The sequence below is a fragment of the Rhizobium sp. Rhizsp82 genome (assembly GCF_047325115.1).
In the GTDB taxonomy this organism is placed as follows: Bacteria; Pseudomonadota; Alphaproteobacteria; order Rhizobiales; family Rhizobiaceae; genus Rhizobium.
Genome location: NZ_CP168570.1, coordinates 1810245 through 1832893, shown reverse-complemented (window position 1 = coordinate 1832893; position 22649 = coordinate 1810245). Strand labels below are relative to the sequence as shown.

Annotated in this window: 26 protein-coding genes; 11 read left to right on the top strand and 15 right to left on the bottom strand. The window is 63.4% G+C overall.

Annotated features, from left to right (window positions below; all coding sequences use genetic code 11):
* Window positions 1-31: 31 nt before the first annotated feature.
* Complete coding sequence (locus tag ACEN84_RS13830; RefSeq protein ID WP_413711175.1) at window positions 32-439, bottom strand: hypothetical protein; 408 nt, start codon at window positions 437-439, stop codon at window positions 32-34.
* A 215-nt stretch (window positions 440-654) separates the two neighbouring features.
* Between ACEN84_RS13830 and ACEN84_RS13825 the strand changes: the two genes are divergently transcribed.
* Complete coding sequence (locus ACEN84_RS13825) at window positions 655-978, top strand: hypothetical protein (RefSeq protein ID WP_413711174.1); 324 nt, start codon at window positions 655-657, stop codon at window positions 976-978.
* 228 nt (window positions 979-1206) lie between these two features.
* Window positions 1207-3546, top strand: coding sequence for a glucose/quinate/shikimate family membrane-bound PQQ-dependent dehydrogenase (locus ACEN84_RS13820; RefSeq protein ID WP_413711173.1), 2340 nt, complete (start codon window positions 1207-1209; stop codon window positions 3544-3546).
* A 175-nt stretch (window positions 3547-3721) separates the two neighbouring features.
* On the opposite strand, the gene ACEN84_RS13815 is transcribed toward ACEN84_RS13820, so the two are convergent.
* Both ACEN84_RS13815 and ACEN84_RS13810 read right to left on the bottom strand, forming a co-directional pair.
* The gene (locus ACEN84_RS13815; protein WP_413711172.1) at window positions 3722-4120 is read right to left on the bottom strand and encodes a type II toxin-antitoxin system VapC family toxin; all 399 of its coding nucleotides are present in this window, start codon (window positions 4118-4120) and stop codon (window positions 3722-3724) included.
* 2 nt (window positions 4121-4122) lie between these two features.
* Window positions 4123-4365 (bottom strand): type II toxin-antitoxin system VapB family antitoxin, encoded by a 243-nt coding sequence (locus ACEN84_RS13810; protein WP_413711171.1) that lies wholly within the window; start codon window positions 4363-4365, stop codon window positions 4123-4125.
* A 156-nt stretch (window positions 4366-4521) separates the two neighbouring features.
* On the opposite strand from ACEN84_RS13810, the gene ACEN84_RS13805 reads away from it, so the two are divergent.
* Complete coding sequence (locus ACEN84_RS13805) at window positions 4522-5025, top strand: hypothetical protein (RefSeq protein WP_203429376.1); 504 nt, start codon at window positions 4522-4524, stop codon at window positions 5023-5025.
* A gap of 103 nt (window positions 5026-5128) precedes the next feature.
* Here ACEN84_RS13805 and bla read toward each other — a convergent pair whose 3' ends face one another.
* The 3 genes from bla to dmeR all read right to left on the bottom strand — a co-directional run bounded on the left by bla (window position 5129) and on the right by dmeR (window position 7356).
* Entirely contained in the window at window positions 5129-6016 is an 888-nt protein-coding gene (bla, locus tag ACEN84_RS13800) for a class A beta-lactamase (protein ID WP_413711170.1), read from the bottom strand.
* Window positions 6017-6093: 77 nt separating this feature from the next.
* Window positions 6094-7065, bottom strand: coding sequence for a CDF family Co(II)/Ni(II) efflux transporter DmeF (dmeF, locus tag ACEN84_RS13795; RefSeq protein WP_413711169.1), 972 nt, complete (start codon window positions 7063-7065; stop codon window positions 6094-6096).
* Window positions 7066-7083: 18 nt separating this feature from the next.
* The gene (dmeR, locus tag ACEN84_RS13790) at window positions 7084-7356 is read right to left on the bottom strand and encodes a Ni(II)/Co(II)-sensing transcriptional repressor DmeR (RefSeq protein WP_112719225.1); all 273 of its coding nucleotides are present in this window, start codon (window positions 7354-7356) and stop codon (window positions 7084-7086) included.
* A gap of 116 nt (window positions 7357-7472) precedes the next feature.
* On the opposite strand from dmeR, the gene ACEN84_RS13785 reads away from it, so the two are divergent.
* The 4 genes from ACEN84_RS13785 to ACEN84_RS13770 all read left to right on the top strand — a co-directional run bounded on the left by ACEN84_RS13785 (window position 7473) and on the right by ACEN84_RS13770 (window position 9891).
* Window positions 7473-8117, top strand: a complete 645-nt coding sequence (locus ACEN84_RS13785) for a MarR family transcriptional regulator (protein ID WP_413711168.1) — start codon at window positions 7473-7475, stop codon at window positions 8115-8117.
* A gap of 41 nt (window positions 8118-8158) precedes the next feature.
* On the top strand, window positions 8159-8875 hold the full coding sequence (locus ACEN84_RS13780) for a hypothetical protein (RefSeq protein WP_413711167.1): 717 nt from the start codon (window positions 8159-8161) through the stop codon (window positions 8873-8875).
* 150 nt (window positions 8876-9025) lie between these two features.
* Window positions 9026-9574, top strand: a complete 549-nt coding sequence (locus ACEN84_RS13775) for a redoxin family protein (RefSeq protein WP_413711166.1) — start codon at window positions 9026-9028, stop codon at window positions 9572-9574.
* Window positions 9575-9699: 125 nt separating this feature from the next.
* Window positions 9700-9891, top strand: a complete 192-nt coding sequence (locus tag ACEN84_RS13770) for a hypothetical protein (protein WP_199626420.1) — start codon at window positions 9700-9702, stop codon at window positions 9889-9891.
* A gap of 121 nt (window positions 9892-10012) precedes the next feature.
* On the opposite strand, the gene ACEN84_RS13765 is transcribed toward ACEN84_RS13770, so the two are convergent.
* A complete protein-coding gene (locus ACEN84_RS13765) occupies window positions 10013-10348 on the bottom strand; it encodes a hypothetical protein (RefSeq protein WP_413711165.1) in 336 nt (111 codons plus the stop codon).
* The gene (locus ACEN84_RS13760; protein WP_413711164.1) at window positions 10326-10463 is read right to left on the bottom strand and encodes a hypothetical protein; all 138 of its coding nucleotides are present in this window, start codon (window positions 10461-10463) and stop codon (window positions 10326-10328) included. Before ACEN84_RS13760 ends, ACEN84_RS13765 begins: the two co-directional genes overlap by 23 nt.
* 186 nt (window positions 10464-10649) lie before the next feature.
* Here ACEN84_RS13760 and ACEN84_RS13755 point away from each other — a divergent pair, with 186 nt between their 5' ends.
* Window positions 10650-11144 carry a GNAT family N-acetyltransferase gene (locus ACEN84_RS13755; protein WP_199626418.1) on the top strand — a complete coding sequence of 165 codons (495 nt, stop codon included), beginning with the start codon at window positions 10650-10652 and terminating at the stop codon, window positions 11142-11144.
* A 16-nt stretch (window positions 11145-11160) separates the two neighbouring features.
* On the opposite strand, the gene ACEN84_RS13750 is transcribed toward ACEN84_RS13755, so the two are convergent.
* Window positions 11161-12126 (bottom strand): phytanoyl-CoA dioxygenase family protein, encoded by a 966-nt coding sequence (locus ACEN84_RS13750; protein ID WP_413711163.1) that lies wholly within the window; start codon window positions 12124-12126, stop codon window positions 11161-11163.
* On the opposite strand from ACEN84_RS13750, the gene ACEN84_RS13745 reads away from it, so the two are divergent.
* Entirely contained in the window at window positions 12116-12388 is a 273-nt protein-coding gene (locus ACEN84_RS13745; protein WP_413711162.1) for a hypothetical protein, read from the top strand. The genes ACEN84_RS13750 and ACEN84_RS13745 overlap by 11 nt on opposite strands.
* Before the next feature lie 35 nt (window positions 12389-12423).
* Entirely contained in the window at window positions 12424-12822 is a 399-nt protein-coding gene (locus tag ACEN84_RS13740) for an ester cyclase (protein ID WP_413711161.1), read from the top strand.
* A 106-nt stretch (window positions 12823-12928) separates the two neighbouring features.
* On the opposite strand, the gene ACEN84_RS13735 is transcribed toward ACEN84_RS13740, so the two are convergent.
* From ACEN84_RS13735 to ACEN84_RS13710, 6 genes are all read right to left on the bottom strand, one after another.
* The gene (locus ACEN84_RS13735; protein WP_112719234.1) at window positions 12929-13645 is read right to left on the bottom strand and encodes a L,D-transpeptidase; all 717 of its coding nucleotides are present in this window, start codon (window positions 13643-13645) and stop codon (window positions 12929-12931) included.
* A gap of 180 nt (window positions 13646-13825) precedes the next feature.
* A complete protein-coding gene (locus ACEN84_RS13730) occupies window positions 13826-14707 on the bottom strand; it encodes a L,D-transpeptidase (RefSeq protein ID WP_413711160.1) in 882 nt (293 codons plus the stop codon).
* 90 nt (window positions 14708-14797) lie between these two features.
* On the bottom strand, window positions 14798-15718 hold the full coding sequence (locus ACEN84_RS13725) for an alpha/beta hydrolase family protein (protein ID WP_130278808.1): 921 nt from the start codon (window positions 15716-15718) through the stop codon (window positions 14798-14800).
* Between the two features lie 107 nt (window positions 15719-15825).
* Window positions 15826-17454: a cisplatin damage response ATP-dependent DNA ligase gene (locus ACEN84_RS13720; RefSeq protein WP_413711159.1), complete on the bottom strand. Its 1629-nt coding sequence runs from the start codon at window positions 17452-17454 to the stop codon at window positions 15826-15828.
* Between the two features lie 217 nt (window positions 17455-17671).
* Entirely contained in the window at window positions 17672-18682 is a 1011-nt protein-coding gene (locus ACEN84_RS13715; RefSeq protein WP_413711158.1) for a ligase-associated DNA damage response exonuclease, read from the bottom strand.
* A gap of 65 nt (window positions 18683-18747) precedes the next feature.
* On the bottom strand, window positions 18748-21030 hold the full coding sequence (locus ACEN84_RS13710; RefSeq protein ID WP_413711157.1) for an EAL domain-containing protein: 2283 nt from the start codon (window positions 21028-21030) through the stop codon (window positions 18748-18750).
* Between the two features lie 240 nt (window positions 21031-21270).
* On the opposite strand from ACEN84_RS13710, the gene ACEN84_RS13705 reads away from it, so the two are divergent.
* Window positions 21271-22596, top strand: a complete 1326-nt coding sequence (locus ACEN84_RS13705) for a TIGR03808 family TAT-translocated repetitive protein (RefSeq protein ID WP_413711156.1) — start codon at window positions 21271-21273, stop codon at window positions 22594-22596.
* Window positions 22597-22649: the final 53 nt, after the last annotated feature.

The following is a 22649-nucleotide window of genomic DNA, read 5'->3' as shown; positions in this document are numbered from 1 at the left end:
CGCCGCCGGGCCGGATGACCGGGGCGCGGGTTCAGGCAGTCAGCGGATCTGCGGGTGGGGCGCGCGGCCCTGTATTCGGCGGGAAGGGATCGCGGTGGAAGACGGCGGCGCGCAACGGCGCGGCTTCGGCAACGGCATAGCCGAGCGGCGCACCCGACACATCGGCCGGAGACGGCAGCATTGCAGTGGCGCCGATGCGGCAGGCTTCGCAGCCGTGATTGTGATCGGCGCCATGCTGGCTCTTGCCGCTATCGTCGGTGACGGTAACGCAGAGCGTCGGCAGGGTTCCGTCCGGCAGGGCATAGGCGGAATAATCGGCGGGGCCGGAAAGCTCGGCCGCCGCGACCGGCAGCTGATGGGCAAAGCCGACGGAGACGAGCGCGATGGCGCATAGAATGCGCACCGCCCACTGCTCGAATCTGCGACCAAGATATTTCATATGACCCCTGCCCTGAAGGCGTAGCCCTGATAACGTTGCTCGCCGGAAACCGCAATGCGACATTGCCGCCTACTCACGCTGCCCCGGCAGTAGCGATGCTCCCGCTAGGCCTCAAGATATCGGAGCACTCGTCCGAATTCTCCATTTTTGGTTGCATTTCGTGACCTGACTGCGCTAAGCGAAACCATGGTCGATGTGGCCACCAAGGAGCGACGATGCGACAGTTGCGGGTGCGGCTCCTGTGGTCGGTTCACATTTTACTGTGGGTGGCTCTGGCGATCGCGGCCTACCTCACTGCAGGCCCTTATAAATTTGCCAATTGCTGGCAGCTCATTCCGATCTACATTGCGCCCTTGGGATGGCTGCTGATAGCGCTTGCGGGCTTTGGTCTGATCGTCGTTCCGGCTGCCGCGTTTCTGACGAGCTTCCGTCAAAGTAGATATTTCGCCGCTTCCTGCCATGTGACGATTTTCACCCTCGGTTGGATCGCCTGTCAGCTTGCCGCCTATATGTCGGCCGGTCAGGTCAGCTGCCTGTAGCGCGCCTGGACGGCAGATAGCCGGCGCCCGTTCGGCACATGGCTGCCCTGCGCAGGTTGCGGCAATTGTGGCGGTTGAAAGGCAGAAGTCTCGCTCTATGTGCTTGAGAATGCTTGCGGTGGCAGCCTCCAGCCCTTGCCGCGGGCCTTTTCGCAATTCGATCCCGGCCCCCGGGAAACCCTGCCCGCGCTCCGCCCCCGGAAGCGGGTTTCAGCGGGAGATCCTTTCATGGCGATTGCCATAACCTCCATCCTTTTTATCCTCATCGGACTGGCGCTTGGCGGCGGCGGGCTCTGGCTCGTGCTGCTCGGCGGCAGCATCTTCTATCTGTTCGCCGGGTTGATGTTCATCATCACCGCCGTGCTGCTCTTGATGCGCAAGGCCGTCGCCCTCTGGGTCTATGCGGCGCTCGTCGTCGCGGCGCTGATCTGGGCCGTCTGGGAAGTCGGCTTCGACTGGTGGCAGCTCGGGCCGCGCGGCGGCCTCATCATTCTGCTCGGGCTCTGGCTGCTGACACCGTGGATCCGCCGGCCGCTCGGTTTTGCGAGCCCGACCGGCGCGGTCTACAGCGCCAATCCCTGGCCGCTCGGCGTTCCCGTCATCATCGCCATCCTGGTTGCCGGTTACTCGATGACGACGGATCCGCATGATCTAGCCGGCGATCTGCCGAAGGATGTGGTGGCGGCCGCCCCGCCCTTCGGCGGCGATGTGCCGGATGGCGAATGGCATCAATATGGGCGCACCCCTTTCGGCCAGCGCTACTCGCCGCTCGACCAGATCAATGCCACAAACGTCAAGGATCTCAAGGAAGTCTGGCGCTACCAGACCGGCGACGTCAAGCGGCCCGACGATGTCGGCGAGACCACCTATCAGGTGACGCCGCTGAAGGTGAACGACACGCTCTATCTCTGCACGCCGCATAACTGGGCGATCGCACTCGATGCCAAGACCGGCAAGGAGAAATGGAAGTTCGACGCCAATTCCGGCATGAACCCGGACCGGCAGCACCAGACCTGCCGCGGCGTCACCTATTACCACGACACGGCGACGGCGGCCGGCCAGCCCTGCGTCGACCGCGTCTACCTGCCGACCTCCGATGCCCGGCTGATCGCGCTCGATGCGGCGGACGGGAAGGTCTGCGAGAACTTTGCCGACAAGGGCACGCTGCATCTCGAGACCGGCATGAAATACAATCCGGCCGGTTACTACTATTCGACCTCGCCGCCGGTTGCCGTTGCGGGCAAGCTGATCATCGGCGGGGCCGTCAACGACAATTACTCGACGCAGGAACAGTCCGGCGTCATCCGCGCCTTCGACATCAATACCGGCGCGCTGCTCTGGAACTGGGATTCCGGCAATCCGGATGTGACGACGCCGCTGCCGCAGGGGCAGACCTACACGACCAACTCGCCGAACAGCTGGTCGGTGCTTTCGGTCGATGAAGGCCTCGGCATGGTCTATATCCCGCTCGGCAACCAGGTGCCCGACCAGCTCGGGATGAACCGCAGCGCCAATGTCGAGAAGTTCTCCTCCTCTGTCGCAGCACTCGACATCAACACCGGTCAACTGAAATGGGTGCAGCAGTTCGTCCACCACGATCTCTGGGACATGGACGTTCCGGCCCAGCCGGTGCTCTTCGACATGACCAAGCCTGACGGCTCCGTCGTGCCGGCGCTGGTGGCGCCCACCAAGCAGGGCGATATCTATGTGCTCGACCGGCGCACCGGCGAGGCGATCATTCCCTTCAAGGAAATCCCGGCTCCATCAGGCGCCATTCCGGAGGACAAGACGGCGCCGACGCAGCCGATCTCGGATCTCACCTTCTCGCCCGATCCGCTGCAGGAAAAGAACATGTGGGGCGTCTCGCTGTTCGATCAGCTCGCCTGCCGCATCGAGTTCCACCGCTACAAATACGAGGGCCGATACACGCCGCCGTCTCTTCAGGGCACGATCGTCTATCCCGGCAATTTCGGCACCTTCAACTGGGGTTCCGTCGCCGTCGATCCCGAACGGCAGATCATGTTCGGCATGCCGACCTACCTCGCGTTCACCTCAAGGCTCGTTCCGGCCGCCGATATCCCGCCGAAGGGGCAGGACGAGAAGGGCAGCGAACAGGGCCTGAACCGCAATGACGGCGCGCCCTATGGCGTGTTCATGGGACCATTCCTCGGACCGCTCGGCATTCCCTGCCAGGCGCCGCCATGGGGCTATGTCGCCGGCGTCGACCTGCGTACCGGCAAGATCGCCTATATGCACAAGAACGGCACGGTCCACGACATGACGCCGCTGCCCCTGCCCTTCAAGGTCGGCGTCCCCGGCATCGGCGGCCCGATGATGACCAAGGGCGGCGTGGCCTTCCTGGGTGCCGCCGTCGACAACTATCTGCGCGCCTATGACGTGACCAGCGGGGCGCAACTCTGGCAGGCCAGGCTTCCGGCCGGTGGGCAGGCGACGCCGATGACCTACACGACCTCTGACAACAAGCAGTATGTGGTGATGGTTGCCGGCGGGCATGGGTCGGTGGGGACCAAGCCGGGGGATTATGTGATTGGGTATACGTTGCCTTGATGGAGGGTTCTCGTCAGTAGAAGGTCCGTCTCACCCGGAGCCCCCTCACCCTACCCTCTCCCCAAGGGGAGAGGGGAAGTTGGCACAAGAGGCATCGACGGCATTCCCTTCTCCCCAGCGGGGAGAAGGTGCCCAACGGGCGGATGAGGGGGCTCCGGGCGCTGATTTCACCCAGTCAAAGCACAGCCTCAATATCCGTCTGCGAAAAATCATCACCCTTGTAAAGCAGCGGCACGCGCTGTTCACGGGCGCAGGCGTAGGCGAAGCAGTCGCCGAAGTTGAGGGCGGCCGGGTGGCGTGATTTGCCGTAGCGAGCATAGGCGGCGATGGCGGCGTGGCGGGTTTCTGCCGGAACGGCGATGACCTCGATTGCGGCGAGCAACAGGAAGTCTTCGACCGCCTGGTGGGCGCCCGCCACATCGAGGCCGAGGATGCGGGCGACGGCGATTGCCGTTTCCCAGACCGCGAGCGGCGAGGTGATGCGGCGAGTACCTGATTGCAGGCGGGCGAGCAAGTCGGGGCCATCCTCCTCGGATGTCAGAATGGCGGTCAGGGCCGATGCGTCGACGAACATCCCTAGTCCTCGTAGAGGCTATCGATGAAGGCCTTGTCGGCAGGCTGGCCGGCTGCGGGGTCGCCTTTCGCTCTGAGCTTGCGGGCGAAGTCCATACCCTTTTCGACAAGCGACGGCTCGATGCCTTCCCGCTCGATTTCCTTCTGCAGGACCTGCCGCAACAGTTCGGTCTTGGTCTGCCGCCGAGCCTTTGCCAGCCGTTCGACAAGCCGTCCGACTTCCTCATCCTTGACGTAGAGAGCCACGGGATATCCTTTCCGTAAAAGGGATATACCACACCCCTCACCCGCTGTCAGCAAACCTACCCAGCTATCCTTTCAGCACAACCTGAAATAAGCAAATCCAGCTTCGCGCAGGTTTTGCGGCCGATGGTCTGCGCAATCTTTGAGGGAGTCCTTTTCATGGAAATCAACGGCAGTGTTCTAAGCCTTTTCAATCCCTACAATCTTTCCAGCGACCAGCGCGCCAAGCAACAGCAGCAGAACGCGCCGATGCAGACGGAGAGCAGTGCGCGTGAAGTCGGCGGCGGGATGGCGCCGAGCTATACGGCGCCTTCGATCTCCAGCGTGATGTGGTCGATGCAGACGGCATCGGATACGACGATCGCGCAAGAGACGGACGCCGATGTCGAGGCCAAGCAGAAGCACGATGCGCTGCTTCAGGAATTCCAGGACTACGCCAACATGACGCCGGCGGAGAAGATCCGCAAAAGCATTCTCGACCAGATGGGCCTCAGCGAAGAGAGCCTCAAGGCGATGGATCCGGACGCCCGGGCGGCGATCGAAAAGCAGATCGCCGATGCGATCAAGAAGCAGCTTACCGGCATCGACGACGACGGCAAGGGCAGCCAGGCGACGGCAGACGTGCCGCAGACAGCATCCGACAATCAGACCACTTCCGGCTGACCGGTCCGGGGCCGATCTGCATAGTCCGGCGCCCCTTCATAATCCGATTCAAGTCGATACGGCGGAGATTCACATCTCCGCCGTATCGCTTTGACGGAATTGATTATTGCAGCATGCCGGCGGCGATCTTGGCGACTTCGGCAAAGACTTCGTTGAGCTCGGAAACCGGCGCCGTCGCCTCAGCGATATAGGTGGCGACGAGGATCGGCGAGCCGCTCTCCTCCGGCCAGAGGACGGCGATATCGGCGGCCGAGCCGTTATTGCCGGTGCCGGTCTTGTCGCCGATCTTCCACTCCTCCGGCAGCCCAGCGCGCAGGCGGGCGGCGCCCGTGGTATTTGCCACCATCCAGTCGATCAGCTGCGTGCGCGAGGGCTCCGACAGCACCGAGCCAATGGTCAGATTGCCGAGCGTATCCAGCATCGCATCCGGCGTCGTCGTGTCGCGCGGGTCGTCCTTCTTGCCCTCGTTGAGCGCGGTCTCGATGCGGTCGAGGCGGGTCGAGGTGTCGCCGATCGAGCGCAGCCATTTGGTCAGCGCTTCCGGACCGCCCAGGCTTTCGAGCAGCAGGTTGCCGGCGGTGTTGTCGCTGAGCGTAATCGCCGCCTTGCAGAGCTCGCCGACGGTCATGCCTTCGGCTCCAACATGCTTTTCGGTTTCCGGCGAATAGGTGACGATCTTGTCCTGATCGTAGGTGACGCGGCGTTCGAGATTTTCCTCGCCCTTGTCAACCCGGGCGAGCACCATGCCGGAGGCCAGGACCTTGAAGGTGCTGAGCAGCGGGAAGCGCTCGGTCTCGCGATTGGAGAAGCTGACATTGGTGCCGGTATCCATGACCGAGACGCCCAATCGGCCGCCCGTGCGCTTTTCGAGTGCCGCCAGCTGCTGGTCGACATCATCGTCATCGGCCCGCGCTCCCGGCACCAGCATGACGGCGGGATAGAGAAGCGCAGAGCCTATCAGCAGGCTCCGGCGGGTCAGGGCAATGGGCATGAAATCCTCCGGCAGAATCACCGGAGGACAGAATTAAGGAGCGATTGTGGCGCGATGTCGCCGCGTCAAAAAAGATATCAGGCTGCAGCCCTTGCGCGGCTGACCTCTACGGTCACATGCGACAATTCGCCGAGGGCCTCGAGCTTCGCCTTGTAAACCTCCGGCGCCTGCGGATCGGCGCTGACGACGGCGACGATCGCCGCGTGGTGGCCGGGGCCGACCTGCCAGACGTGCAGGTCGGTGATGCGGTCGCCGCCGGTTTCGATCGCCTGGCGGATTTCGCCGGGCAGATCCTCGTTCTCTTCCATCGCATCGAGCAGCACGCGGCCGGAGGATTTCATCAAGCCGTAGGACCACTGGGCGATGATGACGCCGCCGACGATGCCCATCAGCGGATCGAGCCACAGCCAGCCATAGACGCTGCCGAAGGCAAGTGCGGCAATAGCGAGCACCGAGGTCAGCGCATCGGCGATGACATGGATATAGGCGGCGCGCATGTTGTTGTCGGCGCCATGGCCGTGATTTCCGGGGCCGTGATGGGCGTGATCCCCGCGGTGGTGGTGACCGTGGTCGTGGCCATGGCTGTGGCCGTGATGATGACCCTCGCCGCGCAGCAGCCAGGCGCTTACGAGATTGACGGCAAGACCGGCGACGGCAACGCCGATCGCCTGGGCAAAGCTGATCGGCACGGGATGGGTGATGCGCAGGAAGCTCTCCCAAGCCATCAGCAGCGCGATCAGCGCCAGGATGATGGCGCTCGCGAAACCGGCGAGATCGCCGAGCTTGCCGGTGCCGAAGGTGAAGCGCGGGTTATGGGCCTGCTTGCGGGCATAGAGATACGCGCAGGCGGAGATCAGCAACGCGCTTGCATGGGTGGACATGTGCCAACCATCGGCGACCAGCGCCATGGAGCCGTAATAGGTCCCTGCCCCGATCTCGACGACCATCATTGCCGCCGTCAGCGCGATCACCAGCCAGATGCGGCGTTCGTTGCGGTCGTGATCGGCGCCCAGGAAGACGTGTTCATGTTCAAGCGTGTTCGCAGTCATTGCGCAGTCCTCAACTCGTCAGCGGATATAGGTCCGCAGTACTTCGGAAATCTCTTCCACCGCCTCGGCCCGCGCCTTCTCGTCGGCGGCGTGCAGCACGTGTTCATGCAGGTGGTCGTCCAGCACCTCGCCGGTCAGCCCGTTCAGCGCGCCGCGGATCGAGGCCAGAAGCTGCAGGATATCGCCGCAGGGGCGTTCGGCCTCCAGCGCGCGCTCGACGGCCTCGAGCTGGCCCTTGAGGCGGCTGATGCGGGCGATCAGCTTCTTTTTCTGATGTTGGGTGTGGGACATGTCTGCTCTCGATTTAATATAGGGGGGTACCCTATCACGGAGATGCACCTTTACGAAAGAGCCAAGCTGCCGCAGATCTATCTTGAATTTATATAGGAGTCCTATATATAAGCATCATGGAAACGCCATCTGACCCGACCCCGATCTCACACCGCATCAGCGAAGGCCTGGCGCGTCTGGCAGCCGCCATGCGCAGCGACGACTGGACGCGCGCCGAAGCGACCGGCCTGAAACCGACGCAGCTTGCGATCCTCGATTACCTCGCCGGGCGCGACCGGCCGGTACGGGTCAAGGAGATCGCCGTCCATCTCGGCGTCTCGCAGCCGACGGCGACGGATTCGATCGCAGCGCTGGAGCGCAAGGGCTATGCGGCGAAGGCAGCGGCAGCGGGCGACAAGCGCGCGGCGGCCGTGGTGGTGAGCGCTGCGGGACGGGCGATCCTGGCCGAGGCGAGCGCGGCCGAGGGATCGGCGGCAGCGGCGGCGCGGGCGCTTCCCGCCGGTGAACAGGAAGATTTGCTGATGTCGATCGTCAAGATGATCCGGCATCTCCAGGAGGCCGAGGCGATACCGGTGCAGCGCATGTGCGCCACCTGCCGCTATTTCCGGCCCTACCAGCACGATGACGCGGCCAGGCCGCATCATTGCGACTTCGTGAATGCGGCCTTCGGCCAACGCGATTTCCGCGTCGATTGCCGCGAACATGAAACTGCCGATCCGGCAACCCGGGCTGCCACCTGGGACGCCTTTCAACGGGGATAGGCAGGCTCTCCAGGCAAACAGGAACAGGAAAGGAACCGACCATGTTCAGGCCTATACTGACCGGCGCGCTGATCGCCGGAACGCTGGCGCTCGCGCCGAATTTCACTGCTGCCCACTCCGTCGAAGCCAAGCCGGACGACAAGGTGAAGGCGGCGTTCGACATCATCGAGACGCGAATCACCACAACCAGGGACAGCGCGACCTTCTCGATCCGCGTGCGCGGCGAGGCCGGCAGCGAAAAGCCCGCGGCGACAGGCAAATTCGAGGGATCCGGCGTCTATGCCTATGTCTGGCCGACCTCGCTCAACAGCGGCGACATCGGCTTCGAGAAGGACAAGGGGATCGTCGCGCTCGCCGTTACCTTCCATCCGGATTTCGACGATGCGGCCTATGGCAAGAAGAACCGCTCCGTCTGGCATCCGCACTGGGTCGTGCTGAACGAGGACAAGGCCTGCGCCGGCGGGCTGAAGGTCAGCGATATCCCCGAAGGCAGCAAGCCGAAGCTGCCGGCCACCTGGCCGGGCGTGCCGCTTCTGATCGACAGCCCGGAATATCCGACGGCGCTGAAGGGCGATACCGTCGACGTCACCATCCCGCTGTCGCTGATCGGCGGCATCAAGGGCGCGTCCTATGATGGCGTGACGGCCGGGCTGAAGATCAACGGCAACCTGCACTCGCCGCTGCTTTGCATCGACAATGTCTTCAAGGTCGCCTCGGGCAATCTCAGCCTGCCCGGCAAGGTCATGCCCGCCAAGTAAGGAAGGCGCCGGTCCGCCAACTGCCATCGGCGGACCGGCATGTTCCTCTCTCCAGGCAAATGGAAAAGAGAAAGCCGCCCAGACTTACTCCCCCGCATGCGCCGTTTGCAACTGCGCCGGGGCGGGCCGGCTCACGAAAGGATTTCAGCAATGCCGAACGAAACCGCCATTACCGCGCCAGAACTCGCCGTCAGCCAATGGTTCAACACCAGGGCGCCACTGACCCTCGAAGGCTTGCGCGGACGGGTGATCTATCTCCACAGCTTCCAGCTTCTCTGCCCAGGCTGCGTATCCGAAAGCCTGCCGCAGGTGCGCCGCATCGAGCGGCTGTTCGGCCATACCGACCTGCAGGTCATCGGCCTCCACACCGTCTTCGAGCATCACGAGGCGATGACGCCGGTGACGCTGAAGGCCTTCATCCACGAATACCGGCTGACCTCGCCGATCGGCGTCGATCAGACCGACGGCCAGTCGGAAATTCCTGTCACCATGCGCCGCTACGGCCTGCGCGGCACCCCTTCCTCCGTCCTCATCGGCCGCGACGGCACCATCCTGCACCACGCCTTCGGCGTCGAAGACGACATGGCCGTCGGCGCCCGGATCGCCATGGCGCTGGCGGCGCCGGTGAAGGATGCGGGCGAGAGCGCGGGCGGCGGCGATGGCTGCGCGGATGGGCGCTGTGAAGTGTCCGAACGTTGACGCCGATTTCCAACGCCGACATGTCAAATGCAAAAGCCAGACCGGCACCGGCAGTGTACCATCCCTACCGGCGCGTTTCATGGGGATGCAACGGCTGACACCGAGCGGCGATGCGAGGTCTCCCGATGGAGAATTCCGGGGATGAACAGCAGGAAGTAAAGGCCGAAGCGGTGGCATCCGCCGCTCCGGCACAAATCGAACCGGCGCTGCGGCGCCTGCCGCAATCCGTGCGCCGGGCGCTCGGCTGGTGCGCAATCACCCTCGCCGTCGCCCTGATTTTCAGCCTCTCGTCGCTTGCGGCATGGTGGCCGCGATGAGCGGCCGGATCGAACGCGGCACACTCGCCCTCATCTGCATCGCAGCGATCGCCGGGCTGATCTATGTGTTTTGTTAGGACGAATAGCATGTCGAAACGCGGCTCAAAGCTGCTTGGCGCGCTCAGCGGTGTTGAGAGAATAGAAGCCTTTGCGCCTGGTTGATCGAAGCATCGTCCCAATCAACCTCGCGCTTTGATGCCGGCATTATTCGCTGGGTGGTCTCATTGTCGAAGAACAGCGTCCCATGGATTCCCATTGCCTCTCGCTTGAGGATAGGCCGCTTCCAAATCGGCGCCAGCAGCCGGCCGGCTTCATCATCACCGATCCGTGCGATCAGATCTTCGATCAGCTCCATGTCTTGCCCGCTCGGAAAGATGATGGCGTATTCCCGCTCATTGGCTTGGAACACACTGAAAGTGGCATTTCGAGCACCGTCAACGATCAGGATATTCTTCATATCCATATCGTGACAGTAAGCGATGGAAGCGGCAACGGTTGATCGAATAGGAAAAATTCACCTGTCCGGCGGCCAAAGGAATAAAGGCCGTACCGCCATGCACCGAAAGTGCCATTGACAAAATCCGCGATCTGGAGAATCTATCGCTTCATGATCAAGAACGCGCACATCACCAGCACGTATTTTTGGCTGTACCTGTAAGGGGCGGCTCGACAGATCATATTGTCAACAAGCCGCCGTCAGGCGGCTTTGTTGTATCGGCAGCGTCCTGACGGCAGAAATAGAAAAGGACGCGAAGGCCATGATTGAAATCGAAGACAGCGAAATCTCATTGATACGGGCGCCCGTGGTGACGATCCGCACGGCAAAGCCGCGCGATCTGCCCGAACTCAACGAGATGATCAGTCTGCTTGCGCTGCATCACGGCGATGCCGCAGGATCGACGCCGGAGCAGCTGGAGCGCGACCTCTTCGGCCCGGTTCCGTGGATCACCGCGCTGGTGGCCGAGACCGACGAGGGCTTGATCGGCTACGCCATTCTCTGCCCGCTCTACCGCGCCCAGGAAGGCAAGCGGGGCATGGATCTGCACCATCTCTTCGTGCGTGACGGCCATCGCGGCCATGGCATCGGCCAGCATCTCGTCAACCGCGCCCGCGAGACGGCGAAGACCGCCGGCTGCGACTACCTCTCGGTCAGCGCCGCGACCGGCAATATCCAGGCGCACCGCTTCTACCAGTACATGGATTTCACGGCGCGCCCGGTCACCGGCATGCGCTACATGCAGGCGCTCGCCTGAGCGCCAGCAAGGCTTTTCAGCGGATCACCGGCTCGCCGTGGAAACGGCGCCGGGACGGCTTCGAGACGCCGAAGCCGACTTCCATCATCAGCCGCGGCGCTGTTTTCGGCACCGTGCCCATGTGGAAACCGAACGGATCTTCGACGAAGCCCTGTCCGGCCTTGCCGGTCAGCGTTACCGCGCTGTCACTGCCGTAATAATCGAGGATCTCATCGGCCGGGTGGCCGACGAGCAATGTCAGCTGGTGCTTCATCCGGCGCCGTTTGTGGCTGCCCCTGACATAGATATGCGGGCCGGTGCCCTCGTCGACATCGACGAGATAGAAGAAGAATTTCAGCATCCGCCAGTCGTCGAGATCGAAGTGATACTTGTCGAGCGAGGCAAGGCTGCGGTCTGCTTCGCTGGCTTCGGTCGGGAAGCTCCACCAGATGCGGGTGGTGATGAGCTGCGCCTGCGCGCCGAGATAACGCCGGGCGACCGCAGATAGCAGCGGATCCTTCTGCACGGCGAGCACGGCATCGCAATCCAGCGCGCGCTCGAAATGATGGCCGCTCAGGAGCGCGCGGCCGAAGCGCTTCTCGGCATCGCGATGCTCCGATGCGCGGAACTCCAGGCGGCGGTCGAAATTGCCGAAGCACGGCGTCTCCGCGGCAAAACCGGCGATCTCGCGGTGGATATGGCCGGGCAGGACGAGCCCCGAAAACAGCCCCTCTCCCTTAAGGCTATCCACGACATCATCCACCTCGACGCCTGCAAACAGCGACGGCAGCACCTGCGGTCCGTCGTTGACGCGCCTGGCCGTCAGCCAATGGGCGCGGCGGCCGGGAATGGTGCGCGCCAAAAGAAACATCGGCAGCCAGGCCGGGTTTTCCCTGATATCGGCGAGATAGGTGGGGATGCGCACCGCCATGCGGCGCAGCTTGCCACCCTTGCGGGCGACGGCTTCAAGATCATTCGACGAGGAGACAGACATGCCGTGCATTCAACTATCCTTTTCTTTCGGAAGACCAGAGTGTTCTTCAGTCAGTCGCGGACGAGAGCTTGCCAGGGCGGCAAGTATTGAGCAGCGCGAGCAAGATTGTGCTGCAATGCGGCATTTCTTTGTTGATAGGAAAATGGCTATACTTTTTGAAACCAAATATAACCATGACGGGACGATGGATCGACTTGCAACCTTCTCTGCTGGCTGCATTCGCCAAGCTTTGCCGAAGAAGATGGGAACCTCGATACTTCTTTCGGATTAACCCCTGGAGATCGGCACAGTCCTGAGGAGAAAAGCGTGAGCGAGACGAAAGAACAGCTGGCGGCTCTCTACCGCGGCTATATCGATTGCCTGAACGCGCAGGACTGGGCGCAGCTCGGGCGCTTCGTCCATCCCGACGCAGCGCATAACGGCCGGCCGCTCGGGCTTTCCGGCTATCGCGCCATGTTGGAGAAGGATTACCGGGAAATCCCCGACCTGCGCTTCACCATCGACCTCCTGATCTCCGACCCGCCGCATATCGCGGCGCGGCTTGCCTTCGATTGCGCCCCGGTGGGGGAGTTCATGGGACTGCCGGTGAATGGCAGGCGCATCGTCTTTGCGGAGAATGTGTTCTACCGCTTCGAGGGTGGGCTGGTGTGCGCGGTCTGGTCGGTGATTGACAAGGCGGCGATCGAGGCGCAGCTGGGCGCTTGAGGATATAAATGAAAAGCACCCCAAGCGGGCTTGGAGTGCTTTCTTATGTGGCCTGCCCTGCGCTTGCGCTTGCGGCGTTCGCCGCCGCTGACGCGACAGCAGTTGCTTACTGCCAGACGACGATCGGGGTCTTCTGCGGCACGCGGTCGTAGAGGTCGATGATGTCCTGGTTCAGCAGGCGGACGCAGCCGCTGGAGACGGCCTTGCCGATCGAGCGCCATTCCGGATTGCCGTGCAGGCGGTAGAGCGTGTCTTCGCCATTGGAGAAGATGTAGAGCGCGCGCGCGCCCAGCGGGTTTTTCAGGCCCGGCTCCATGCCGCCATTGGCGATCGAATACTTGGTGAGCTCCGGCTGGCGGGCGACCATCTCATTCGGCGGCTTCCAGCGCGGCCATTTCTGCTTCCACTGGATCACGCCATTGCCGGACCAGGCAAAGCCTTCGCGGCCGATGCCGACGCCGTAGCGCATCGCCGTACCGCCCGGCTGGACGAGATAGAGGAAGCGCGAAGGCGTATCGACGACGATTGTCCCCGGCGCCTGGCCGGTGGGGTCGATGACCTGCTGGCGGTAGAAGCGCGGATCGATCTGCTGATAGGGAACGGCGGGGATCAGGAAGCCGCCGTCTTCGATCGGGCCATACATGACTTCCAGTTCGGCATCGGTGGGGGCCGGCGTCGTCTGGAAGAGCCGCGGAACGCGGAAGGCTACGGGCTGGACGCCCGGGGCACTGGATGTGGAAGCGCAGCCGGCGAGCGCGGAGGCCGCGGTCAATGCCGAGAAAGACAGAAAGCTGCGGCGGGAAAGAGGTTTTTCGAAGCTCATGGCCTGGGAGGGACTTCCTTCTGACGCGGAACCGGCCCGTAACGGCAGGCCGGTCCCCGTTTGATTCATTCGACGCAATGAACGTCTCTTTGAAATCTATCGGCCCCAGCTAAATAAACCATAGCTTCACGAAGTCTTGTCCAGCAGTGAGCGCACGATATCGGCGGCGCTGTTGCGCCGCTACATCACCACGATCTCAGCCTTGGCGGAAACCCGGTCGTAGAGATCGACGACATCCTGGTTCAGCATGCGTACACAGCCGGACGAGGTCGCCTTGCCGATCGACTGCCATTCGGGCGTGCCGTGGATGCGGTAGAGCGTGTCCTTGCCGTCATGGAAAATATACATGGCGCGGGCGCCGAGCGGATTGCCGAGGCCAGGATTCATGCCGCCGTTCTCGGCGGAGAAGGAGCGCACGTCGGGCTGGCGCTGGACCATTTCGTCGGGCGGCGTCCAGCGCGGCCATTTCTGCTTCCACTGGATCACGCCACGGCCCGACCAGGCATAGCCCTCGCGGCCGAGACCGACGCCGTAGCGCATCGCCTTGCCATTGGGCTCGATGAGATAGAGGTGTTTGGTCCGGGTATCCACAACGATCGTGCCGGGCTTTTCGTTGCTCGGATAGTCGACTTCCTGGCGCAGGTACTCGGAACTGACGCGGCTGACGGGAATGGCCGGCAGCCGGAAATCGCCATCCTGCTTTTCGGCATACATGGCGACACTGACCGGATTGCTGACCGGCAGGCCGTAGGTCCGGCTGGATGCCGCACTCGGGATGCCGTAGGTGACACCCGGATCGGTGGCGCCCAAGGTGCGGCCGGGAATGCCGTAGCTCTGATTGTAGATCGTCGCCGGAACGCCGGGCCGCTGCGGCACCGGCGCATCGATCGGGCGGACACGATTGGGATTGGTGCCCGGCTGATAGAAGACCGGCGCAGTCTCCTGCACGAAACGGGCGGGATCGGTGGCGCCGGTATCGGGGATCAGCACGTTGCAGCCGGCAAGAGACAAGGCAGCAACAGCAAGCCCGGCAAGAGGCAGCACCCGGCGCAAGAAAGTCATAGATCCACCCTTATCGAAATCGGCAGAGAAACATATCTGCCGGAAGGATGGCATTTGCGGCTGGCGTGAAGCTGGTGTCGGGGGCGGTTTTTACGCCGCCACGCCCTGGAAGAAGTGGATGCTCTGGGCGATCTCGGCGGGGAGTGCCGAGGTGTGGTTGCCCGCGACCGTATCGGTTTCGATGCGGATGTTGGCGCGCCGCGCGCGGCGCGCGAGCAGGTCGGCGCGGTCGTTGAAATGCTCCTCTTCCGTACCGTGGACGACTCGGACCGGGCATTTGAAGCTTTCGGCGTAGCAAAGCGCGGTACGGACCTCGAATTCCCGCTCGTTGCTGTCGTCGAAGCGGATATCCTGCGGGTAGCGGTTGAAGAAGCGGAAGGCGTCCGGATTGCCGGAGATCGGGGCGGCGGCGCGGAACTTGTGGGTCGACATCGCCGCCAGCATGGTCAGCGTGCCGCCGATGCTGTGGCCGGCGATGAACAGGCGATTCTGGTCGACACCAGGCAGATGCGCCATGCGGTCGGCGGCGGAGAGCACGTCGTCGACTTCGTCGTAGAAGCCGGAGAAATTGCCCATCTGGCCGTTTTCGCCGCGCAGCGACGGCATCATCACCACGAAACCGGCATCCATATAGGGCTTCATCAGCACCCAATGGCCCATGCCCATGGCATTGCCGCCATGCAGGAAGAGGACGGCGGGTTTGGGCTGGCGGGTGCGGGTATATTTGCTGACCCAGGCGCGCAGTTCCAGCTCGCTCCCCGCCCCCGAGCGGTAGAAGATCTGGTCGCCATCGGCGGGTGCCACGAGGGTTTCGTACTTGTCCGGCGCCGGGCCTTTCTGCAGCAGCTTGGTGCGGAAATGGCTGCGGACCTTGGCGTAGTCGTGGGAGATCAGCTTGGGCTTTGCGGGAACGTCGAAAGCGCGGGCCATGCCCGGCAGCAGCAGGCTTCCGGCAATGCCCGCAAGAACCGAGCGGCGCTGACGGAAGAAGGCATTCTGGTCATCGGTCATTGTTCAGCACTCTATGTACCCGGCCGCTAAAATGTGCCTGCAAATGCAATGACAACCAATACACTTTGTGTTGAAAATGTGACCCTGCGGCATTTTGCGCAGGCGCGTCATTCCGCCGCCCTGGCGTCGATCATGGCGACCAGCGTTTCCAGCCGGTCGGCCTCGTAGCTCGGCTTGTCGGGCCTGAGACGCGAGATGCGCGGGAAGCGCATCGCCACCCCGGATTTATGCCGGGTCGAGCGGTTGATCCCCTCGAAGGCAACCTCGACGACGAAGCCGAACTCCTTGTCCGCCCTGACGGCGCGGACCGGGCCGAAACGCTCGGTGGTGTTGTTGCGCACGAACTTGTCGAGCACTTCGAGCTCCTGATCGGTGAAGCCGAAATAGGCCTTGCCGACGGGTACCAGCTGCTCACCATCCGGCATCTCGGCCCAGACGCCGAAGGTGAAATCGGAATAGTAGCTGGAGCGCTTGCCGTGGCCGCGCTGCGCATACATCAGCACGGCATCGACATTATAGGGGTTACGCTTCCACTTGAACCACGGCCCCTTCATGCGGCCCGCCTGGTAGACGCTGTCTTTCCGCTTGATCATCACGCCTTCGATGACCGGATCGGGGGGCGTGGAGCGCAGCCCGTCGAGCTCTTCCCAGGTGGAGAAATCGACGAGCGGCGAGAGGTCGAAGCGGTCGTGCGGCGCCTGTTCGATGATCTCCGAGAGGCGGTCGCGGCGCTCGGTGTAGACAGTGCCACGCACATCCTCCTCACCGTCGAAGAGCAGGTCGTAGGCGCGGATGAAGGCGGGGTATTCCTCCAGCATCTTGCCGGTCACCGTCTTTCGGTTCAGGCGCTGTTGCAGGTCGGAGAAGGTGCGGGTCGGGCTGTTGGAGCGGGCAGTGCCGCCGACCAGCAGCTCGCCGTCGACGACGCCGTTGAAGCTGATGGCATCGAGGACATCGGGGAAAGCGCCGGAGATGTCGTCGCCGGAGCGGGAATAGATCTTTCGCGTGTCGCCGGAGAGGGAGAGCTGGACGCGGATGCCGTCCCATTTCCACTCGGCGGCATAGTCTTTCGGGTCGAGATTGGTGAGGTCGCCCTCCTCGACGGGATTGGCGAGCATGACGGAGTGGAAGATCGCCGGCGTCGCCAGCACCGGCTTGCCGCCCTTTCCTTCCAGCCATTCGAACAGCGATTCGTAGGGCGGCTCGAGACCGTGCCAGAGCGTCTCGATCTCGGTGACATCCTTCGCCCCGAGATCGGCGAGCGCCTGCTTGGCGAGGCGGGCCGAGACGCCGATGCGCAGTGCCCCGGTGGCGAGCTTGATGAACGCGAAGCGACCGGAGGCATCGAGCCGGTCGAGGAGATCGCGGACATAGCTGCGAACTTCGGTGCGCCCCAGCGCATTCATGCGGGTGACGACTTCGCCGAGGCGGGGCTGCGCGAGTGCGGAGCGCTCGATGTCCTTCTCGTTGTCCCATACCAGCGAGATGGTCTCGGCGAGATCGCCGACATAGTCGTAGGAATAGCGGAACAGCACCTCGTCCATGCGCTCCAGCACCAGCTCGCGCAGCATGGCGGGCTTGACGTTGCGGACTTCGAGCGTTCCGGCGATGGCGGCAAGGCCGTAGCCGCGGTCGGGATCCGGCGTGTCGCGGAAATAGTCGGTGAGGAGCTTAAGCTTGCCGTTTCGCGAGGGGGTGAGGACGAGACGGTCGAGGAGGTCGGCGAAGGGCTTCATGGGTGGGGGCCGCCGGAACTCTGGGTGGGGTACCCCCCTCTGTCCTGCCGGACATCTCCCCCACAAGGGGGGAGATCGACTCGCGGCCATGACATCGCCAAACAACTAAAGTTGGAGCGAGCGGGTGCGCCCAGCCAATCTCCCCACCTGTGGGGGAGATGCCCGGCAGGGCAGAGGGGGGCTGGCGGGGCACGATGGCCGACGGACATGAGCTCCATCAATCCCCCTCATCCTCATAGCCCACGAGATGCAGCGGCCTGGCCTTCACGCCCTGCAGCTCGCACCAGCGCACCAGCGCCTCCTCGCGGCCGTGGGTGACCCAGACTTCCGCCGGGTGCAGTTCGGTGATCGTTTCGGTCAGTTCCGGCCAGTCGCAATGGTCGGAAATGACGAGCGGCAGTTCGACGCCGTTCTGTTTGGCGCGCTGGCGCACCATCATCCAGCCGGAGGCGAAGGCGGGGAGCGGTTCGTTGAAGCGGCGCGCCCAGCGGTCGGCAAAGGCGGATGACGGGCCGACGACGATGGCGCCCTTGAAGACGGATTTGTCGCGGCCTTCGACAGTGGCGGGCAGCAACTCTCCGAGATCGATCCCCTGCCCCTGATAGTAATCGCAGAGCCGCTCCATGGCGCCGTGGATATAGATCGGCTCGTCGTAACCGGCATCGCGCAGCAGGCGGATGACGCGCTGGGCCTTGCCGAGCGCATAGGCGCCGATCAGGTGGGTGCGCTCGGGAAACTGGCGCAGCGACGCGAAGACCTTGCCGATCTCGTCCATCGGGTCCGGGTGATGGAAGACCGGCAAACCGAAGGTCGCCTCGGTGATGAAGACGTCGCAGGGGACGGGCTCGTAGGCAGCGCATGTCGGGTCCCGCCGCCGCTTGTAATCGCCGGAAGCGACGATGCGGGTGCCGTTCTTCTCGACCGCGATCTGTGCCGAGCCGAGGACGTGGCCGGCTGGATGGAAGCTCACCTTGACGCCGTTGACGGAGATTTCCTCGCCGAAGGCGGCGGCCTGTTCGCTGCCGGCAAAATCCGCGCCGTAGCGCAGCCGCATGATGTCGAGCGTCTGGCGCGTTGCCAGCACATGGCGATGGCCGGGGCGCGCATGATCGGAATGTCCGTGGGTGACGAGCGCCCGGTCGACCGGCCTGACAGGATCGATATAGAACCCGCCCTCCGGGCAGAAAAGCCCTTCGGGGGCAGGATAAAGCAGGGCGTCGGGTCGCATCATCCGAGGGAAGATAGCGGCATCGCTGCGAAGCGCCAGTAGCGGGCGGAAATTGCGCCGCCCGGCTACTTGAACATGCGCACCACGTCGCCCGGTGGCAGCGGCTTGGCAAAGCGGAAGCCCTGGGCCTCCTCGCATTTTGCCCAGCGCAGGAATTCCAGCTGGGCGTCGCTCTCGACGCCTTCGGCGACGACGGTCAGCTGCAGGGTCTGGGCGAGCGAGATGACGGCCGAGGCGATGGCGACGGCGGTCTTGTCGCCGGGGAGCGCCTCGACCAGCGAGCGGTCCATCTTCAGCCGGTCGAAGGGGAAGGTCTTCAGCGCCGCGAGGCTGGAATAGCCGGCGCCGAAATCGTCGATCGACAGGCGCACGCCGAGCCGGTGCAGGCGGCCCATGATGCCGATCGCCTTGTCGACGTCCTGCATGACGGTGCTTTCGGTGAGCTCCAGCTCCAGCCAGCGCGGATCGAGGCGGTGGCGTTCCAGCGCTTCGTGGACGTGGCCGGCGAAATCCGGGTCGGCGAATTGCTTGGCGGACACATTGACGGCGACGGTCACGGGCTTCAGGCCGCGATCCTGCCATTCGCGCGCCTGGCGGCAGGCTTCGTTCAGCACCCAGAGACCGAGCGGGATGATGAGGCCACTTTCCTCCGCAAGCGGGATGAAATTGCTAGGCGGGACCATGCCGCGTTGCGGATGGTTCCAGCGCACCAGCGCCTCCAGGCCGGTCAGGCGGCCGGAGACGACGGCGACCTGCGGCTGGTAATGCAGGCAGAGGTGATCGGCGACGATCGCCTGGCGCAGTTCCTCTTCCTCGGTCAGCGGGATATCGACGCAGTAGTCGCGCTGGCGATTGTGATATTGCAGCCTGTTGCGGCCGAGTTCCTTGGCCCGGTACATGGCCTGATCGGCATTGGCGATCAGCTCTTCCGGCGTGTTGCCGCCCGCGGGGAAGGCGGCAACGCCGATGCTGCTGGTGACCGGGAATTCCGTCCCATCGAGGATAACCGGCCGGGTCAGCGCCTTCTGCAGCTCGCGAAGGCGGCGCTGGATGCCGGCATCGTGGCTGGACTGATGGACGAGGACGACGAGGAACTCATCGCCGCCGAGACGGACGACCATGTCGGAAGCGCGCACGCAATTGACCATGCGCGCGGCGATCTCCTTCAGGACCTCGTCGCCCGCGGCATGGCCGTGGCTGTCGTTGATGTCCTTGAAATTGTCGAGGTCGATATAGGCGACGGTGACCTTGCGGTTGTTGCGGCCTGCCTGAAACAGGGTTTTTGCCATGCGCTCCTTCAGGAAGGCGCGGTTCGGCAGGCCCGTCAGGTCGTCGTGATGGGCCATGAAATAGATGCGGTCATCGACGCGTTTGCGCTCGATGGCGATGCCGGCGATATGGGTGGCGACGGCGACCATTTCGCGCTCGTGCTCACTGGGTTCGCGCACCGTATCGGAATAGAGCGCGAAGGTGCCGAGCACGTTGTTCTGCGAGGTCAGGACCGGCGCCGACCAGCAGGAGCGGAAGCCGAATTCGGCGGCGACGCCGCGGAAATCTTCCCAGAGCGGGTCGGAGAGCACATCCGAGACGATGACGGTCTTGCCGCGCCAGGCGGCGGTGCCGCATGAGCCGACCTTGGGGCCGATCGGGATGCCATCGATCATGCGGCTATAGGCGCTCGGCATGTTCGGGGCCGCGCCATGATGAAGGCGGGTGCCGTCGCGGTCGAGCAGCAGGACGGAACCGGTGACGCCATCGAGCTCGGCCTCGATGAGCAGAACGAGCGCCTCGAGGATCATTTCCAGCGGCTCGTTGCGGGCGATCATTTCGAGGAGGGCCGACTGGCCGCGGCGCAGGTCTTCCTGGCGCTTGCGCTCGGTAATGTCTCTGGAGACGCCGATGAGGCCGACCACCTCGCCGCGATCGTTGCGCAGCGGGATCTTCGAGGTCAGCCGGCACATCGGCTTGCGGCCGGGCACCGGGATAATCTCTTCCATGTCGAGCGCCGGAACGCCCGTCGACATGATCTCCTGCTCGATATCGAAATAGCGCCGCGCCATCTCGAATTCGAAGAGATCGAAATCGCGCTTGCCGGCAATATCGGCGGCATTCTCGAAATTGTGGCTGCGGGCGACGACGGCATTGGCGAAGACGAAGCGGCTGTCACGATCCTTGACGTAGAGGAAATCGGGAAGTTCGTGCACGATCGCCTTGAGGCGGACGTTCTCGATGCCGTCGGACTGATGGGCGTTGGCGGCCATCATCGCTTCGGTGGCGACAACGAGACGCTTGGTTTCTTCTGCAAGATCGCCGTCAGACTGCCATTGTTTGGCACTCATTTCGTTCATGACGACGCTCCCAACCGGCCCAGGCCGTACGCTGTAAAAGTGACAATAGAAATTGTGAATAGGCTAATGCGCATTCCCTTCGGCTTGCTTAAATGGAAAGGTGAAAGGGTGCCAAATAATCATCTACAAGAGTTTGCGTTTGCGCCCTGCGGTTACTGACAGGCAAGGTTTTCGTGCCAAAAACAAACATCCATTTGTTCCGAAATAGCTATGTGTTCCATAGCAACCAGAGGATGCCGCATGGTTGAACGCCGGGCTATACTTGCACTGCTTGCTACGGCGGCGGCACTCCCCTTTGCGCGCCCTGCCCATTCTGCCAGCAAGCCGCCGGCGCTGCGCGGCGCGCTCGATGCCTCCAGCATGAAGAAGAGCGACCTGCAGGCGATGATCGACACGGCGGCCGGCAGCGATACGCCGCTTTACCTGCCGCCCGGAACCTACAAGGCGACCAATCTCGTGCTGCCCGACCGTATCAGGATCACCGGCGTTCCCGGCGCGTCGCGCATCGTCCATACCGGGCCGCTGAATTCCGCCGAAGGGGCACGGCGGATCGAGCTTTCTGGCATCACGATCGAAAGTGGCGGCGGCACGGCGGAGGATCTGAACGGCGGGCTTCTGCAACTGACGGGGATCGGCGCACTCTCGATCGACAATTGCGAAATCCGCGGCGGCACTAAGCATGGCCTGCGGCTGGAACGCTGCGCCGGGCGGGTGGAGCGCTCGCGCTTTTCCGGCTCAGGCCAGGCGGGCATCTTCGCCGTCAATTCGGCGGGGCTGACGATCGACGGCAACACCGTGAGCGACTGCGGCAATGGCGGCATCCTGATCCACCGCTGGGACAAGGGCGAGGACAACAGCGTCGTCATCGGAAACCGCATCACCCGCATTCGCGCCGATGACGGCGGGACCGGCGAAAATGGCAATGGCATCAACGTGTTCCGCGCCGGCGGCGTGATGGTTGCCAACAACCACATTTCGGACTGCGCCTTCACCGCCATCCGCGCCAATTCCGGCGACAACGTGCAGATCAGCGCCAATCAATGCCTGCGCTCCGGCGAGACGGCGATCTATGTCGAATTTGCGTTTCAGGGCGCTGTGGTGTCGGGCAATCTCGTCGATGGCGCGGCCAACGGCATCTCGATCGCCAATTTCAACGAGGGCGGCCGTCTCGTCAGCATCACCGGCAATGTCGTGCGCAATCTGAAGCTCGACGGCCCCTACAAGCCCGACGTCGCCTTCGGCACCGGCATTGCCGCGGAAGCCGATACGGTGATCTCCGGCAATGTCATAGAAGGCGCGCCTTACTGGGCGCTGCAGCTCGGCTGGGGTCCCTATCTCCGCAATCTGGTGGTGACAGGAAACGTCATCCGGCAATCGGCCGTCGGCTGCGCCGTTTCGGTTGCCGACGGGGCGGGAACGGCGATCATTGCAGACAATGTCTTCGAGGCGATGAAGGACGGCGCGGTCTTCGGCTATGCTTGGGAGAAGAGGCAGACAAGCGATCTCGCGAAGGCGGGCGCCGAGGCCTTTCCGCATCTGCAGATCGAGCGAAACCGCATCATCTGACGACATATCAAAAGCTTTCATCGGTCCATCAGCCACAGCCACTTTTCCGCAGG

Bases quoted from the DNA above. Each gene is read 5' to 3' on its own strand.
- ACEN84_RS13725 (WP_130278808.1), bottom strand. From the start codon at position 15,718: ATGACCGATGACCAGAATGCCTTCTTCCGTCAGCGCCGCTCGGTTCTT.
- dmeR (WP_112719225.1), bottom strand. From the start codon at position 7,356: ATGTCCCACACCCAACATCAGAAAAAGAAGCTGATCGCCCGCATCAGC.
- ACEN84_RS13720 (WP_413711159.1), bottom strand. From the start codon at position 17,454: ATGAAGCCCTTCGCCGACCTCCTCGACCGTCTCGTCCTCACCCCCTCG.
- ACEN84_RS13770 (WP_199626420.1), top strand. From the start codon at position 9,700: ATGGAGAATTCCGGGGATGAACAGCAGGAAGTAAAGGCCGAAGCGGTG.
- ACEN84_RS13780 (WP_413711167.1), top strand. From the start codon at position 8,159: ATGTTCAGGCCTATACTGACCGGCGCGCTGATCGCCGGAACGCTGGCG.
- ACEN84_RS13735 (WP_112719234.1), bottom strand. From the start codon at position 13,645: ATGAGCTTCGAAAAACCTCTTTCCCGCCGCAGCTTTCTGTCTTTCTCG.
- ACEN84_RS13830 (WP_413711175.1), bottom strand. From the start codon at position 439: ATGAAATATCTTGGTCGCAGATTCGAGCAGTGGGCGGTGCGCATTCTA.
- ACEN84_RS13705 (WP_413711156.1), top strand. From the start codon at position 21,271: ATGGTTGAACGCCGGGCTATACTTGCACTGCTTGCTACGGCGGCGGCA.
- ACEN84_RS13760 (WP_413711164.1), bottom strand. From the start codon at position 10,463: ATGGCACTTTCGGTGCATGGCGGTACGGCCTTTATTCCTTTGGCCGCC.
- ACEN84_RS13750 (WP_413711163.1), bottom strand. From the start codon at position 12,126: ATGCACGGCATGTCTGTCTCCTCGTCGAATGATCTTGAAGCCGTCGCC.
- ACEN84_RS13765 (WP_413711165.1), bottom strand. From the start codon at position 10,348: ATGAAGAATATCCTGATCGTTGACGGTGCTCGAAATGCCACTTTCAGT.
- ACEN84_RS13775 (WP_413711166.1), top strand. From the start codon at position 9,026: ATGCCGAACGAAACCGCCATTACCGCGCCAGAACTCGCCGTCAGCCAA.
- ACEN84_RS13745 (WP_413711162.1), top strand. From the start codon at position 12,116: ATGCCGTGCATTCAACTATCCTTTTCTTTCGGAAGACCAGAGTGTTCT.
- ACEN84_RS13730 (WP_413711160.1), bottom strand. From the start codon at position 14,707: ATGACTTTCTTGCGCCGGGTGCTGCCTCTTGCCGGGCTTGCTGTTGCT.
- bla (WP_413711170.1), bottom strand. From the start codon at position 6,016: ATGCCCATTGCCCTGACCCGCCGGAGCCTGCTGATAGGCTCTGCGCTT.
- ACEN84_RS13805 (WP_203429376.1), top strand. From the start codon at position 4,522: ATGGAAATCAACGGCAGTGTTCTAAGCCTTTTCAATCCCTACAATCTT.
- ACEN84_RS13785 (WP_413711168.1), top strand. From the start codon at position 7,473: ATGGAAACGCCATCTGACCCGACCCCGATCTCACACCGCATCAGCGAA.
- ACEN84_RS13825 (WP_413711174.1), top strand. From the start codon at position 655: ATGCGACAGTTGCGGGTGCGGCTCCTGTGGTCGGTTCACATTTTACTG.
- ACEN84_RS13710 (WP_413711157.1), bottom strand. From the start codon at position 21,030: ATGAACGAAATGAGTGCCAAACAATGGCAGTCTGACGGCGATCTTGCA.
- ACEN84_RS13755 (WP_199626418.1), top strand. From the start codon at position 10,650: ATGATTGAAATCGAAGACAGCGAAATCTCATTGATACGGGCGCCCGTG.
- ACEN84_RS13715 (WP_413711158.1), bottom strand. From the start codon at position 18,682: ATGCGACCCGACGCCCTGCTTTATCCTGCCCCCGAAGGGCTTTTCTGC.
- ACEN84_RS13820 (WP_413711173.1), top strand. From the start codon at position 1,207: ATGGCGATTGCCATAACCTCCATCCTTTTTATCCTCATCGGACTGGCG.
- ACEN84_RS13815 (WP_413711172.1), bottom strand. From the start codon at position 4,120: ATGTTCGTCGACGCATCGGCCCTGACCGCCATTCTGACATCCGAGGAG.
- dmeF (WP_413711169.1), bottom strand. From the start codon at position 7,065: ATGACTGCGAACACGCTTGAACATGAACACGTCTTCCTGGGCGCCGAT.